Source organism: Paraburkholderia bannensis NBRC 103871, assembly GCF_000685015.1.
Classification (GTDB): domain Bacteria; phylum Pseudomonadota; class Gammaproteobacteria; order Burkholderiales; family Burkholderiaceae; genus Paraburkholderia; species Paraburkholderia bannensis.
The window spans coordinates 1-14,118 of the sequence record NZ_BAYA01000027.1 but is presented as its reverse complement, the minus strand read 5'-3'; the positions used below and the strand labels follow the sequence as shown (position 1 = coordinate 14,118).

Here is a 14,118-nt window from a genome sequence, read left to right as displayed (position 1 = left end):
AGTAGGGTTTAGCGACCCATCATGGCGGAAAGATCTTCTTTCATCCATGAAAGTATTTTTTCCTATCCCTAACGATTTAACTGCACATTGAGGTAAGTCAAATTTACGAATTCTCAATTTTAGATTCGAATGAATGTTTGCGTTCAGATAACGATAAATCATAGGCGTACGATCGCCGCGACAGATTTGACGTGGTGGCAGATTGCTGTTGATAATCGCGTTTCAATCACGACGCCAAAGCGAACGTTTACAGAAATGAAATTTTTTTAGTATCAGTTCAAGCTTAAAGGAAGATGGTCTGACGCATTTGTAGTGTGAGTTGACGGATCAGCTATCTATCAAAAAAGCGGTTCCATACAAGTCAAAAGCCATGGCAATTCCACGCCGCGTATTGTTCGGCAAACTCGGGGTTACGCTGTATCGCAGCATTGAATCGGCGAGTGCCTTCTGCAAGCTCAGGGGAAACCGCTTCATCGAGCTCTCCCACTGGCTTAACCAGCTCCTGCAGTTACCTGATAGTGATCTGCACCGGATCGTCCGGCATGCGGGCATCGACCGCGATGTCCTTGACCATGACATCGCACGCGCACTCACTGCGCTGCCCGGCACCAGTTCAGCGTGCGACTTTTCCTCAGATGTTGAGCATGCAATTGAGCGCGCGTGGGTGAATACTACCCTTGAGTTCGGGGAGCGGCGCATTCGTGGCGCATGGCTCATCGCGGCACTGCTCGGCTCGCCCGAATTGCGACGTGTGCTACTTGCGATTTCGCCTGCATTCGGCCGCATTCCTTCGGACAATCTGGCCGAGACGCTGCAGTCATGGATTGACGGTTCTCCGGAAGCGGGCGAGCAGCCCTACGACAACAGCGATTTTTCTGCAGCCCTGCCAGGTGAAGCGTCTCAAGCTATTGGGAATGCCCCGGGCACCGGCTCGTTTGAGCAGTACTGCCAGGATCTGACGGCGCGTGCACGTGCAGGTGAGATCGATCCGGTAATCGGTCGAGAGCATGAAATCCGCACAATGACCGACATCCTGATGCGGCGCCGGCAGAACAATCCGCTGCTTACCGGCGAGGCCGGGGTGGGCAAGACGGCAGTAGTCGAAGGACTCGCGCTCGACATAGCAAACGGGAGGGTGCCGCCGCAACTAGCCCAGGTGCGCCTCATGGCACTTGACGTCGGGGCACTGCTCGCCGGTGCGAGCATGAAGGGGGAATTTGAAAAGCGCCTGAAAGACGTGCTGGAATCGGCGGCCAGATCTGCCGTACCCATCGTGCTCTTCATCGACGAGATCCATACACTGGTAGGCGCAGGCGGTCAGGCGGGCACAGGCGATGCTGCGAATCTGCTCAAGCCGGCGCTTGCCCGCGGGACGATCCGCACGATCGGCGCGACCACCTGGTCGGAGTACAAGCGGCACATCGAAAAGGATCCTGCTCTCACGCGACGCTTTCAGGTTCTGCAGGTCGCGGAACCCGAAGAGGCCAAAGCCATCGACATGGTGCGCGGAGTCACGGCAGGCTTTGCCGAACACCACCGTGTCCTTGTGCTTGATGAGGCTGTCCAGGCAGCAGTCCTGTTATCCCATCGATACATCCCGTCGCGCCAGCTACCCGACAAGGCCATCAGCCTGCTGGATACGGCCTGCGCACGTGTAGCGCTCTCGCAGCATACGGCGCCGCGGGAGCTTCAGGATGTCCGTCAGCGGCTGGCCGCTGCACGCGTCGAACTTGAACTGCTTGAACGCGAGCTGCAGATGGGTCTGCCCGCCAACCCGGTAATTAACGCGGTTCGTGCGCGCATCGATTTCCTCGCGACTGAGGAAATTGCTCTCGAAGCCCGTTGGCAGGAACAGGCTTCAGCTGCCCAGGCGCTGCTTGACGCCCGCAATGAAGCCATCGCGCAGCGTGACGAGGGACACAACGAAGGCAGCCGCATGTGCGAGACGCTTCGCCTGCTTGAACAAAGGCTGCGCGAGTTGCAGGGTGAAAACCCAATGGTCTTCCCGGTCGTTGATGAAGCGATCGTCGCGGCGATTGTGTCGGACTGGACTGGCATTCCTGCCGGCCGCATGGTCAAGGATGAAATCGCTGCAGTACGCGCGCTGCCGGTGACGCTGGAAGCACGCGTCATCGGACAGACGGGCGCCCTGCTCCAGATCTGCGAGCGCGTGCAGACGGCACGGGCAGGACTGGCCGACCCGAAGAAACCATTGGGTGTGTTTCTTCTCGCCGGGCCTTCCGGCGTCGGCAAGACAGAAACCGCGCTGGCGCTTGCTGACGCGCTTTATGGTGGTGAGCAGAATCTCATCACGATCAACATGAGCGAGTACCAGGAAGCGCACACCGTATCCGGTCTAAAGGGAGCGCCCCCGGGTTACGTTGGCTATGGCGAGGGCGGCGTGCTCACCGAGGCGGTGCGCCGCCATCCGTATTCGGTGGTACTGCTGGACGAGATCGAGAAAGCCCACCACGACGTGCACGAAATGTTCTTCCAGGTCTTTGACAAGGGCTATATGGAAGATGGCGATGGTCGATTCATCGACTTTCGCAATACGACGATCCTGCTGACCAGCAACGCAGGGTCTGAGCTTATCGCGAGCCTGTGTGCCGATGAGGCGCTCTCACCCGATCAGGATGGACTGCGCAGCGCGCTTGCGCCTGAGCTGCTCAAGACTTTCCCGGCCGCATTTCTGGGGCGCGTCAGCGTCATACCCTACCGGCCGCTGGCCCGCGGGACTCTCGCCGGCATCGTGCGCCTGCATCTGGAGCGCCTCGTGAGCCGCATGGCCGGGAACCAGGGAGTCGTGCTCACCTACAGCGAACGCGTCGTCGACTACGTCGTGTCGCGCTGCCTCGTTGAGGAGACGGGTGCCCGTGTCCTGATTGGATTCATCGAGCAGCACATCCTGCCCAGACTGTCCGCCATCTGGCTGGATGCACTGGCCGAAAAAGCCGCGCTGAAGTCGATTGCGATCGATGTCGGCGATGACATGGCGCCTCCCATGCAGGCACTCGTTTTCAAGACCCTGCCTGAATCTGTTTTCCACGCCACGGTCGATCCGCACTGATCGGCCCTATCCACGCCTACGGAGTCCATGCATGTCAGTCACCAACAATTCGCAGAAGTTCATCGGGCGCAACCGCGCCCCGCGTGTGCAGATCGAGTACGACGTCGAGGTCTACGGTTCGGAGAAGAAGGTCGAGCTGCCTTTCGTCATGGGTGTGCTCGCCGATCTGTCTGGTAAGCCAGTCGAGCCGCTGCCCGCCGTTGCGGATCGCCGCTTCCTCGATATCGACATCGACAATTTCGATGAGCGCATGAAGGCCATCAAGCCGCGTGCAGCCTTCGCGGTACAGAACACGCTCACGGGTGAAGGTCAGCTCTTGGTGGACATGACATTCGAGAGCATCGAGGACTTCTCGCCTGCGGCGGTCGCCAGGAAGGTGGGGCCGCTCAGCGAACTGCTCGCCGCACGCACGCAGCTCGCCAACCTGCAGACCTACATGGACGGCAAGTCGGGAGCCGAATCGCTTATCAACAAGCTGCTCGCGGATCCGGCGCTGCTGCGCTCGCTTGCTGCTGCACCTAAGCCCGTGATCGAAAACGACTCGAACGCAGAAACTCCGGCTGGCTGAATTCCCCGGGGTTCACGCCAACAGCGCGTCGAAATGCTTTTCATTTAAACAGGATAACGAAGGAAAATCATGGAAGCACAGCAGGCACACCAGGCCAGTCGCAGCACACATTCACCGGATGTCTTCTCGAAGCTTCTCGAGCAGGAGTTTCGTCCGAAGACCTCCGAGGCACGGGAGGCAGTCGACTACGCCGTGCGCACGCTTGCCGAGCAGGCACTGGCACAGTCCATCACCATCAGCGACGACGCTTACAAGAGCATCGAGGCGATCATTTCGCAGATCGACCACAAGCTCTCCGAGCAGATCAACCTGATCATCCATCACTCTGATTTCCAGAAGCTGGAGTCGGGATGGCGCGGCCTGCATCACCTCGTCTCGAATACCGAGACGGATGAACGCCTGAAGATCCGCTTCATGGACGTGTCGAAGGAAGAGCTGCGCCGCACGATGAAGCGCTACAAGGGACTGGCATGGGATCAGAGCCCGCTCTTCAAGCAGATTTACGAAGAGGAGTATGGCCAGCTCGGCGGCGAACCGTACGGCTGCCTGGTGGCCGATTACTACTTCGATCACACGCCGGCTGACGTCGACCTGCTGGGCTCAATCGCGAAGATCGCGGCGTCGGCGCACACGCCGTTCATCTCCGGCGCCTCGCCCTCCGTGCTGCAGATGGAGTCATGGCAGGAACTGGCCAATCCGCGCGATCTCTCGAAGATCTTTAACCAGAACCTCGAATATGCACCGTGGAATTCGTTGCGCAACAGCGAGGACGCACGCTACATCGGCCTCGCGATGCCGCGCTTCCTGTCGCGTTTGCCGTACGGCGCGCGCACGAACCCGGTCGACGAATTCGACTTCGAGGAAAACACCAACGGCCCGGATCACCGCAACTACGCTTGGGCCAACGCTGCGTACGCAATGGGCGTGAACATCAACCGCTCGTTCAAGGCGTACGGCTGGTGTTCGCTGATCCGCGGTGTGGAATCGGGCGGCACGGTGGACAACCTGCCCTGCCACACGTTCCCGACAGACGACGGTGGTGTCGACATGAAGTGCCCGACGGAAATCGCCATCTCGGATCGCCGCGAAGCGGAACTCTCGAAGAACCGCATGAAGCGATAGCTCTGCTTGACCGACCAGACGTCGTTAAAGCGATGCTCGAACTGATAGCCGATCGATTCCTGTGTCTTGCGGAAGCTGTCCCAGGTCGGCTCGCCCGGATATTCGCTGCGGCTTTTCCAGGTGTAGGGCACCGAGTTGTAGATGCCCGCTTCCGGATCCGTCTGGTAGTTCGCGAAGATCGTGAACGTGGTGTCCTTGCTCGGGCGGAACTGGATGGTCGGCGCGATCGAGAAACGCTGCTGGTTCACGTAATCGGTCTGCGTGCCGGTGTTGAAGCCGTCGGCGGTCAGGCGATAGAGCACCTTGCCGTCCTTGTCGATCGGCCCGCTCATGTCGAAGAAGCCCTGGATGCGGCCGTAGCTGCCAGTCTGCGCGCCGATTTCGTGGTACGGCGTGTCGGTGGGCATCTTGCTCACGAGATTGACCGTGCCGCCCGGCGAGCCCTGGCCGTACAGCACCGAAGCCGGGCCGTGCAGCAGTTCGATGCGCTCGAACATGTACGGATCGAAGCTCGTCACGTTGTAGCCGAAGCCGCCGTTCGGGCCCGGTGTGCGCAGCCCGTTCCAGAACTCGTCGACGAGGAAGCCGCGCGCGTAGAGGTATTCGAGCGAATCGGTGTTGGTGCCGCGCTGTTCCGGGTTGATGCCCGAGGTGTAGCGCAGCGCCTGGGCGACGCTTTGCGCGCCCTGCACGTCCATCTGGTCGCGCGTGACGACCGAGATCGCCTGCGGCACCTTGATGATCGGCGTGTCGGTCTTGGTGCCGGCTTCGCTGCGTTTGGCCACGTAGCCGACCACCGGGCCGGTGGCCGTTTCCGCGTCGCGCGAGCCCTTCACCACCACGGCGGGCAGTTGTTGCCCCGGCTGCGTGGCCTGCGTTGCCGCTGCGTCCGAAGCCGCCACGGGCGCCGCCGTCTGCGCGCTGGCGATCTTCGCCATCGCCAGTGCGACGACCGCCGTCATCGTGCGCACCTTCATTCGTTTCGCCTGCGTCGCCTTAGCCGCTCCCGCCTTAACCGCGCCGTTACCCATGTTGTTCGATGTCACCCCAACACATCCCCGATTCATCCCACGCACCCTTTCAAAATTTAAGTTTGGCCTCAGTACAAATAAGAATCATTACTATTGTCATTCGTAAATCGGCGCGAGGACGATAGAATACGGCCTGTGTTTCGCCGACGTCCTGTCAAATAGCTACGCGAAACCGTCTAAATTTGACGGTCTTGCGATACTTTTCTCAGTAGCTCACAAAATGACCGAGATCTGGCAACGCTTTAACGGTATGCAGCGGCGCTATCTCAAGCGCCCTGTCATCGCCAAGCGCTATAACTTTGAGTTAGGCGATAGTGAAAGCTGGCACTCCCATACGCAGCCGCAGTTCGTCTATACGACGCGCGGCGTGCTGCGCGTCATCACGCCCGACGGCGCGTGGACGCTCGGCCCTTACCGGGGGCTGTGGATCGCACCGCTGGTCGCCCACGAGTTGCAGGCGGTCAGCCCTGCGGTGATGTACACCGTCTATTTCGAAGTCGATGTCGCTCCGCGCGACGAGGGCGATTGCCACGTCCTGATGATTTCGTCGCTGCTGCACGAACTGGTGGCGGCGCTCGTGCTCGACCAGCAGAACGGCAACGCCGAGCGCCGCTCCGCGCTGATCGATCCGCTGCTGATCCAGGAAATGCGCGAGGCGCAGCTGGCCACCGAAGGCCTGTTGCCGCTGCCGAAAGATCGCCGCCTGCAACAGATCTGCGGCCAGCTGATGGATGCGCCCGCCGACAGCACGCCGCTCAACGACTGGGGCATGCGCGTGGGTGCGAGCGAGAGCACGCTCGAACGCGCGTTCAAGGACGAAACCGGATTGACCTTCGGCCAGTGGCGGCAGCGGCTGCGGCTTGTCGAGTCGATTTCGCGGCTCGCCAAGGGCATGCCGGTCTCGACGATCGCCACCGAGCTGGGCTACCGCAACTCCAGCGCCTTCATCACGATGTTCCGGCGCGCGATGGGCGAGACGCCGCAGCGCTTCCTGCGCAATCGCGGCAGGCTGGAAGCGGACGCGGCGCAGCCAGTGCAATAAAACTGGCAGCGCGCGCAGCTTCTAGAGCTGCCAGCGATGCGTCGCGCCTTCGAATATTTCCGGATCGCCTGTAGCCCAGCCAAAGCCGCTCTGGCACGGCCTTTCACGCCTGTCGCACGATGCCGTTCAGAATCGCCATGTCTTTACATGAATGCGAATCATTTGCAATTACGGAAAAAATTGACGATCATAGAGACCCTCTTGAGTCTTCCTGCCTGCCTTTGATCTTCATGACGACTTCCGCGCCTGCTTCTTCGACCGTCACCGCTTCGAACGCCACGTCGCCCTCGCCCAGCTCATCTGATCAGGCCCGAGCCGATGCGGCTCTCGACATGCTGCTCTCGCGCCGCTCGCACTGGCCGCTCGCCGAGCCGGCGCCGCGCGACGCGGAACTCGACCTGATCTTCGACGCCGCGATGCGCGCGCCCGATCACGGCAAGCTGCGGCCCTGGCGCTTCGTGGTCGTGCGCGGCGAGGCGCGCGGCGCGCTGGGCGACGTGCTGGTCGATATCGCGGCGTCGCGCACGCCGGACTCGCCCCGCGAGGCGCACGCGCATCGCCGCAACCGGGCCTTTGCCGCGCCGCTCGTAATCGCACTGGCGGCGTCGATCTCGCACAGCGAAGGGATTCCCGAAGTCGAGCAGGTGCTCGCGCTCGGCGCCGCGACGATGAACATGCTCAACGCGATCCACGCGCTGGGCTACGGCGGATTCTGGGCCACCGGCGCGGACAGCTACGACGCACGCGTCCACGATGCGCTGGGCTTCGCGGACAACGAGCGCGTGCTCGGCTTCCTGTTCGTCGGCACGCCGCCGGAAACGGCCGCCGAAAAATCGCGACCACCCCACACCGACTATGTGCGCGAATGGTCGGGCGCAACCAGCGCGGCCACGCAATAAGCATTGCGCCGCGCGACGCGCAGGCCAGCCACACCATCACACCCACAAGGAGGACGCGTGCGGGACACATCGCATGCGGGAGCCACGCGCGGCTTCCATCCGTCACACCCCATCTACGCGACGCCCGGTCTCCAGTTCATTCCGCACCGCGCGGGCCTGCATACGCGCAAGGAGCACGCCCTGCCCCGCAGCGGCGAACTGATGATCTGGCGGCTCGCAGCGAGCTGGGATCATTTGAGCCGCGAGGAAGCGGCGCTGTGGCTCTCGCGCGACGAACTGGCGCGTATGCGCCACCATCGCAATCCCTCACTGGCGCGACGCTACGCGATTGCACGCGTCGCGCTGCGCCGCATTCTTGGCGATGCGCTCGACAAGGCGCCCGAGACGATCACGCTTTCCGACGATGCCCACGGCCAACCGGTGCTGCACGAACCGGACTGCGCGACGCCGCTTTCGCTGCGCATTGCGTTCGCGGGCATCTGGATCACGCTCGGCATGGGCGCCGATGCATTCGGCCTGGAAACCGTGATGCCGGACACGGCTAACGCGGGCGCCGAACTCAAGCTCGCGAGCGCGCGCGCCGCGTGCGCATCGCAATTGCTGGCGCAGCCGGTCGATTATGTGAAAACGTTGCGCACGCAACGGATCGGCGCAATGTCGGTGACGCAGGACGACGACGGGAATGCGTTCAAGGTCATCGACCTGCCGATGCCCGGCAATATCAGCGCCGCTATTGCCACGCCGCTTTCGACGTCGACGCTTCATGCGTATGGGTGGCTCAACCGGACGTTTTGAAGGCGCGGCGGTGTGGGGGCGCTTTGCCTCAGCGCTCAAATCATTGCTTTGGTGACACTCATAGCAATGCCACTCAACCGCCGCCCAACAAGCCCCTCACTCACATATCCGCGAAGCTGATCATCTTTGCCTCGCAGGCACGCGCCAGCGCGAGGTCATGGCTCGAAAAGAAGACCGTGCGATCGGCGGCCAGTGTCTTGAAGAGATCGACCAGCACCGCACGCGCGGGCGCGTCCAGGCCGTTACCCGGTTCGTCCGCGATCACGACCGCCGGTGCACCGATCAACGTCGCCGTGAGGAACAGCTTCTTGCGCGTGCCCAGCGACATTTGCTCGAAACGCTTGTCCAGATGCGGTGCGAGTCCGAACCGGTTCGCCAGGTCGAGTGCACGGCTGTCGACGGTCGTGTTCCTGGCCGACGCCACGAGTTCGAGAAATGCACGGCCCGTCTCCTGCGGGTAGTCCATGCAGTCTTCGGGTACGTAAGCGAGGGCCGCTTTCGCCTTGAGCGGGTCGGTGCGCAGTGAATGGCCCGCGAGCCATACCTCGCCTTCGTCGGCGTCCAGCGCGGCGGCGAGAATCGCCAGCAAGGTGCTCTTGCCGCTGCCGTTTTCATCGCAGAGCGCCACGCAGCCGTTGCCAGCCGTGTAATTGAGGCCGTGAAAAAGAACGTGCTTGCCGTAGCGTTTGCCGAGGTTTTCGAATCGGAGCATGGATGAGTGAATCTAACGAAAAATCAAACAGGAATTTTTCGTGCGATGGTAACTCATCCTCCGTCACAGCCATGCGGATTAGCGGTACTGGCACCGATATCGCGCGCCGCGCCGCGAAAGTTTGGGAAAGTTTTTGTCAGCAATTCAAGGATGGGGCGCTGCCTGCTTCTGGGCGTCTTCGGCGCGCGGCTTGCGGTTGGCGCGTTCGAGATCTTCTTCCAGGCTTGCGTGAATCGTGGCAATGGCCGCTGCGGGATCCGCAGGTTTCAGCTGTTCGCGCGCGAGCGAGTCGTAGGCGTAGCGACGCACAACGGGATTGTGCGACTTGTCGAGCACTTCGTGATACACCTCGACGATATCCCCGGGCCGTCCAGACAGGCTATACAGCCGGCGCAGCTGCTCAAGATCGTTGATGACGTCGAAGTCCGGGCCAGGGAACGGACGAGCCGGCCCCTGGTCGCCCATAAACATGGGCGCGTGTTGGCCAGGCGCAGGGGGAAGCGGCTCGTCGGCGCGCACTTGCAGTGAAACGGCCGCCGTCAAGGCGAGGGATGCAACAACGATCTGGATTTTTTTCATGGCGGGTTTCTCCGTGGCGGAGCAGCGAAGCTTGTAACGTGTTCGTACAATAAGCCTCGGCAGCCATGCGGATCCACCCTGGAAAAACTCGGATCATTACCTCGCGTTTCAACGGAAAGGATTGGCCCGCCCTCTCAATTCAGCGGCCAATATCAGTTCATCCCCTTTTTCCAGACCTCGTTGCGCGCTGCCTGCATGGCGGGTGCGTCCGCGTCAGATGACGTGAGCGCTTCGAGCGACAAGCCTTTTGTTTCGATGCCGAGCGTCCAGACAGCCAGCGCCGCGACGGCAAACGACAGCGCGCCCAGCATGAATACCCCACCCTGGCCAAAGAGCGGCAAGACGACGCCCACCGCATAGGGGCCGATCAACGAGCCGACACGGCCTATCGCCGAGGCGAATCCGGAACCCGTCGCGCGCGCGCCGGTGCCGTAAAGTTCGGGTGTATAGGTGTAGAGCGCGGCCCACATCGCGAACAGGAAGAATTGCATCACGAGGCCCGTACCAAGCAGCATCGGGATGCTCGCGCCGTGCAATGCGGTCTGTCCATACGCGTAGGCCATCACGCCACCGCCCAGCAGGGAGGCGACGCACGTCGGCTTGCGGCCCCAGACCTCGACCAGCCAGGCCGCGCACAGAAAACCCGGCACGCCGCCCAGCGAAATCAGCACCGTATACAACACCGACTTCGTTACCGCGAAACCCGCCTGCTGCAACAGCGCGCCAAGCCACGAAGTCAGCCCGTAGAAGCCGAGCAGCGCGAAGAACCAGAGCGCCCACACCATGACCGTCCTGCGCCGATACTCAGGACTCCAGATTTCACGCAATGCGCTGCGTCCGCGCACCGGCACGGCTTGTGCGAGGCGCGCAGGCGCGGGCAGGCTTGCCAGCCCCGTGGATCGCATCACACGGGCCTCGATCTGCGCGACGACGCGATCCGCTTCGGCCTCCTGCCCGCGGTGCTCCAGCCAGCGAGGCGATTCGGGCACGATCCGGCGCACGACCAGCACGAACGCTGCGGGAATGGCGAGCAGCGCAAACACCGTGCGCCAGCCCAGCGCCGGCAGCACGAAATACGAAACGATCCCGGCTGTGATGAAGCCAAGCGGCCAGAATCCGTCCATTAGCGCGACCAGGCGGCCACGCTTTGCCGCCGGAACGAATTCGGAAAGCAATGCCTGCGCGATCGGAAACTCCATGCCCATGCCGAAGCCCAGCAGGATGCGGTAGACGATCAGCATGTTCACGTCATGCGCCGTCGAGCACAGATACGAGGCGACGCCCCAGAGCACCATGCTCCACTGGAACACCGGCCGCCGCCCGAAACGGTCTGCGAGCAGCCCCGCAACGGCTGCGCCCAGCGTCATGCCGAAGAAGCTCGAACTGGCCACCAGCCCCGCCTGGGCGTTCGAGAGCCCGAAGTCTTTCTTGATCGAGCCCAGCACGAACGTCATCGTGCCGAGATCGACCGAATCGAAGAAAAACGCCAGCGCGATGATGGTGAAAATCAGCTTGTGATAGCCGGAAAACGGCAGGCGCTCAAGCCGCGCAGCGGCGCTCGCACGGGATTCCGTGGCGGGAGAAGCGGAAGCAATTCGCATGACGTCCTCTGATTGGGAACAGCAGCGTCGCGGGGCGCGGCGCTGCCGTTCGATCCAGTAGAGGTCGCCATTAAGCGGTGCAATAGAAGAAGAACGGCATGCAGCCAGAATGCAAACGTCATTGGCGCTTTTGGAAAACTGCGTGTCGCTTCCGATAAACTTTGCCGCGCATGGCTTTCGCTCGCTTTCGCGCAATACATCGCGAGCAATCGAACAATCGAGCAAGTTCGGCTAGGCACGATGTCAGCAGATGGCCGACCATGGCCTCATTCGCACAACCACGACCCGCCGCTTATGCAGCTCCCAGCCAACGCGACCCGCACCTATACACAGCGTTTCGAAGCGATTCTCGCCTACATCGACGCCAACCTGGAGGGCGACCTCTCGGTGGACGCACTCAGCCGCATCGCGAACTTCTCGAAGTTCCATTTTCATCGCCAGTTCGCGGCTTATGTGGGCATGCCCGTCGCACGCTACGTGCAGCTGATGCGCCTGCGCCAGGCAGCCCGTCGCCTGGCCGGGAGGGAAAGCTGTTCGGTGCTCGATGCAGCGTTCGACGCGGGCTTCGACAGTCCCGAAGCCTTCAGCCGTGCGTTCAAGCGTGCATTCGGGGCGTCGCCCAGTGCATTCCGGCGGCGGCCGGCCTGGCAGGTCTGGAGTGCGAATTTTGTCGTCCCCTACCTTTCAAGGAAACTGACCATGCAAGTGCAAATTCTCGATTTTGCCGAGACCCGTGTCGCCGCGCTCGAACACTGCGGGCCCACCGGGCTCGTCAACGAAAGCGTGCGCAAGTTCATCGACTGGCGCAAACAGAGCGGCCAGTCGCCCGTCGCAACGAGCCGGACGTTCGGCATCCCGCGTAGCAACCCGGACACGACGCCCGCCGAGGCATTCCGCTTCGACATCTGCGGCGAGATCGACGAGCCCGTTGCGCCCAATAGCTACAGCGTCCGCGAGTTGTTCATTGCAGGTGGCCGCTACGCAGTCGTGCGGCACGTGGGCTCGACCGAGCATATCGGCGAGACGATCTATCCGGTCTATCGCGACTGGCTGCCCGCAAGCGGAGAAGAACTGCGCGACCAGCCGCTGTTCTTTCACTACCTGAGCGTGTTTCCCGAAACGCCTCACGATCAGTGGCAGACCGATATTTATATTCCGCTTGCATGAGGCGAAAGTCCCGATCCGGGTCTTGGATGGCAAGTCGTGCGGTGCGTCGTACCACGAGCGGCCTGGCCTTGCGCGCAATGGCGTATCTTTTACGCCTGTACGTCCGAAACGCCAAGGCGCAGCCGCTCATCTCCTCACGCACGAGGCCCTATGACCACCACGACGCCGCCCCGGCCCGCCACGCAGGAACAACGCGAGCCGGTGCTCAACACGGTCGATCGCGTGACCGAACTCTGCTTCGGGCTGTTCATGGCGTTGACCTTCGTGGGCGCCATCAAGGCCGTTACGGCAGGCGAGGACGCGGGCCGCAAGCTGTTCCTTGCCGCGCTCGGCTGCAATCTCGCCTGGGGTCTCGCTGACGCCGTCATGTTTCTCGTGCGCACGCTCGCCGATCGCGGGCAGCGCCTGACGCTCGCCCTGACCGTCAGGCGCGAGCCGGATCGCGCCGCCGCCGTGCGGGCCTTGCGCGATGCACTGCCGAAAGCGCTGGCGCCGCTCGTCGACGATGCCGAACTCGAACAGATCCGCGCGCGTCTCGCCGCAGCGCCCACGTTGCCGCCGCGCGCGCATTTGCAACGCGCTGACCTTGTCGGGGCGCTCGGCATTTTTCTGCTGGTCGTCGTATCGACGTTTCCGGTTGCGCTGCCCTTCCTGCTCGTCAAGGATCACGTCACGGCGCTCGTGATTTCACGCGTGCTCACGCTTGCGATGCTGTTCGGCGCGGGCTTTGCGCTCGGGCGCTATACCGGCGCGGGCGCGATGAAAGCCGGGTTCGCCATGACGTTGCTCGGCGCCGTGCTGACTGCATCGATCATTGCGCTGGGCGGCTGACGTTGGGGGCCTGGATTGCCGCTTAGATAGCCGCCTCCAGCAGGCAGCCAAATTCAGCCGCGAATTCGACGGACACACGCGCATGGACAGCGCCCTGCTTGTCGAAAAAGCGCTGCGTGCCTTCTAGCGTAAATACGCCTTCATGCCAGATGTCCGGATGAATATAGAGTCCGTGCTGCCCATCGAAGCGAAAACACACGAACTTCTCCGGCGTTATATCGTCGCCGGGTAAGGCCAGCGGCACATAGAACGGGCGGCGGTCGAGCGGAAAAAACAATTGCCCGCCGTCAGGATGATAGTTCGCATGCCAAAGCAACATGCGCTCTGGCTTGCGCGCGTGCGCCTCGCTTGCCTGCTCCGGTTCCGTTGCGTACGCAAGCACATAGTGGCCGCCCACTGCCTCGTTACGGCCATAGAGAATGTCGCCGCGCCATTCGCTGACGAAGACACCTTGCGTCGTCCCCGCTTCGTTGCCCGTACCCGCATCGATCGGCCGCGTGCCCGCAGCGGGCCACTGCACGATTTCCACCTCGCATTGCGACGGGTCGGCGACCAGTTTGCCGTAGCCCTCCAGCGTCGCCGGCGTCGCGTCGATCACTGGCATGGCCACGCGCCGCAGGCCTGCGGGAAGCACCGGGTTGAGGTAATCGATCGCTTTGCTCATATCAATCTCACAGGAAATCAAACAGCGACCAGCTTAG

11 protein-coding genes and 2 pseudogenes are annotated in these 14,118 nt (G+C 62.1%); 8 read left to right on the top strand and 5 right to left on the bottom strand.

Going from position 1 to position 14,118, the window contains the following annotated elements; all coding sequences use genetic code 11:
* Positions 1 to 370: 370 nt before the first annotated feature.
* The 3 genes and pseudogenes from tssH to tssC form a co-directional block, all read left to right on the top strand.
* On the top strand, positions 371 to 3,070 hold the full coding sequence (gene tssH / locus BBA01S_RS29900; RefSeq protein ID WP_027819664.1) for a type VI secretion system ATPase TssH: 2,700 nt from the start codon (positions 371 to 373) through the stop codon (positions 3,068 to 3,070).
* A 31-nt stretch (positions 3,071 to 3,101) separates the two neighbouring features.
* Positions 3,102 to 3,638, top strand: coding sequence for a type VI secretion system contractile sheath small subunit (gene tssB, locus BBA01S_RS29895; RefSeq protein WP_027819663.1), 537 nt, complete (start codon positions 3,102 to 3,104; stop codon positions 3,636 to 3,638).
* A gap of 69 nt (positions 3,639 to 3,707) precedes the next feature.
* A pseudogene (tssC, locus tag BBA01S_RS46175) lies at positions 3,708 to 4,745 on the top strand (type VI secretion system contractile sheath large subunit); the annotation flags it as partial.
* A 452-nt stretch (positions 4,746 to 5,197) separates the two neighbouring features.
* Here the strand turns inward: tssC and BBA01S_RS48495 are convergent.
* A pseudogene (locus BBA01S_RS48495) lies at positions 5,198 to 5,698 on the bottom strand (TonB-dependent receptor plug domain-containing protein); the annotation flags it as partial.
* Between the two features lie 313 nt (positions 5,699 to 6,011).
* On the opposite strand from BBA01S_RS48495, the gene BBA01S_RS43320 reads away from it, so the two are divergent.
* The 3 genes from BBA01S_RS43320 to BBA01S_RS29865 all read left to right on the top strand — a co-directional run bounded on the left by BBA01S_RS43320 (position 6,012) and on the right by BBA01S_RS29865 (position 8,527).
* Complete coding sequence (locus tag BBA01S_RS43320) at positions 6,012 to 6,833, top strand: helix-turn-helix domain-containing protein (protein WP_042298115.1); 822 nt, start codon at positions 6,012 to 6,014, stop codon at positions 6,831 to 6,833.
* A gap of 332 nt (positions 6,834 to 7,165) precedes the next feature.
* Positions 7,166 to 7,732 (top strand): nitroreductase family protein, encoded by a 567-nt coding sequence (locus tag BBA01S_RS29870; protein WP_245641634.1) that lies wholly within the window; start codon positions 7,166 to 7,168, stop codon positions 7,730 to 7,732.
* Between the two features lie 57 nt (positions 7,733 to 7,789).
* The gene (locus BBA01S_RS29865) at positions 7,790 to 8,527 is read left to right on the top strand and encodes a 4'-phosphopantetheinyl transferase family protein (protein WP_027819659.1); all 738 of its coding nucleotides are present in this window, start codon (positions 7,790 to 7,792) and stop codon (positions 8,525 to 8,527) included.
* Between the two features lie 100 nt (positions 8,528 to 8,627).
* Here the strand turns inward: BBA01S_RS29865 and BBA01S_RS29860 are convergent, their stop codons facing one another.
* From BBA01S_RS29860 to BBA01S_RS29850, 3 genes are all read right to left on the bottom strand, one after another.
* A complete protein-coding gene (locus tag BBA01S_RS29860) occupies positions 8,628 to 9,239 on the bottom strand; it encodes an ATP-binding cassette domain-containing protein (protein WP_027819658.1) in 612 nt (203 codons plus the stop codon).
* Positions 9,240 to 9,383: 144 nt separating this feature from the next.
* A complete protein-coding gene (locus BBA01S_RS43315; protein WP_042298114.1) occupies positions 9,384 to 9,818 on the bottom strand; it encodes a hypothetical protein in 435 nt (144 codons plus the stop codon).
* A 152-nt stretch (positions 9,819 to 9,970) separates the two neighbouring features.
* The gene (locus tag BBA01S_RS29850; RefSeq protein WP_027819657.1) at positions 9,971 to 11,419 is read right to left on the bottom strand and encodes an MFS transporter; all 1,449 of its coding nucleotides are present in this window, start codon (positions 11,417 to 11,419) and stop codon (positions 9,971 to 9,973) included.
* A gap of 294 nt (positions 11,420 to 11,713) precedes the next feature.
* On the opposite strand from BBA01S_RS29850, the gene BBA01S_RS29845 reads away from it, so the two are divergent.
* Both BBA01S_RS29845 and BBA01S_RS29840 read left to right on the top strand, forming a co-directional pair.
* The gene (locus tag BBA01S_RS29845) at positions 11,714 to 12,586 is read left to right on the top strand and encodes an AraC family transcriptional regulator (RefSeq protein ID WP_027819656.1); all 873 of its coding nucleotides are present in this window, start codon (positions 11,714 to 11,716) and stop codon (positions 12,584 to 12,586) included.
* Positions 12,587 to 12,736: 150 nt separating this feature from the next.
* Positions 12,737 to 13,417, top strand: a complete 681-nt coding sequence (locus tag BBA01S_RS29840; protein ID WP_027819655.1) for a VIT1/CCC1 transporter family protein — start codon at positions 12,737 to 12,739, stop codon at positions 13,415 to 13,417.
* 22 nt (positions 13,418 to 13,439) lie between these two features.
* Here BBA01S_RS29840 and BBA01S_RS29835 read toward each other — a convergent pair whose 3' ends face one another.
* Positions 13,440 to 14,081 carry an ureidoglycolate lyase gene (locus BBA01S_RS29835; RefSeq protein WP_027819654.1) on the bottom strand — a complete coding sequence of 214 codons (642 nt, stop codon included), beginning with the start codon at positions 14,079 to 14,081 and terminating at the stop codon, positions 13,440 to 13,442.
* Positions 14,082 to 14,118 lie beyond the last annotated feature (37 nt).

Excerpts from the sequence above, each read along its gene's own strand:
- BBA01S_RS29850 (WP_027819657.1), bottom strand. The coding sequence starts at position 11,419 with ATGCGAATTGCTTCCGCTTCTCCCGCCACGGAATCCCGTGCGAGCGCC.
- BBA01S_RS29870 (WP_245641634.1), top strand. The coding sequence starts at position 7,166 with ATGCTGCTCTCGCGCCGCTCGCACTGGCCGCTCGCCGAGCCGGCGCCG.
- tssH (WP_027819664.1), top strand. The coding sequence starts at position 371 with ATGGCAATTCCACGCCGCGTATTGTTCGGCAAACTCGGGGTTACGCTG.
- tssB (WP_027819663.1), top strand. The coding sequence starts at position 3,102 with ATGTCAGTCACCAACAATTCGCAGAAGTTCATCGGGCGCAACCGCGCC.
- BBA01S_RS43320 (WP_042298115.1), top strand. The coding sequence starts at position 6,012 with ATGACCGAGATCTGGCAACGCTTTAACGGTATGCAGCGGCGCTATCTC.
- BBA01S_RS43315 (WP_042298114.1), bottom strand. The coding sequence starts at position 9,818 with ATGAAAAAAATCCAGATCGTTGTTGCATCCCTCGCCTTGACGGCGGCC.
- BBA01S_RS29845 (WP_027819656.1), top strand. The coding sequence starts at position 11,714 with ATGCAGCTCCCAGCCAACGCGACCCGCACCTATACACAGCGTTTCGAA.
- BBA01S_RS29840 (WP_027819655.1), top strand. The coding sequence starts at position 12,737 with ATGACCACCACGACGCCGCCCCGGCCCGCCACGCAGGAACAACGCGAG.
- BBA01S_RS29835 (WP_027819654.1), bottom strand. The coding sequence starts at position 14,081 with ATGAGCAAAGCGATCGATTACCTCAACCCGGTGCTTCCCGCAGGCCTG.
- BBA01S_RS29860 (WP_027819658.1), bottom strand. The coding sequence starts at position 9,239 with ATGCTCCGATTCGAAAACCTCGGCAAACGCTACGGCAAGCACGTTCTT.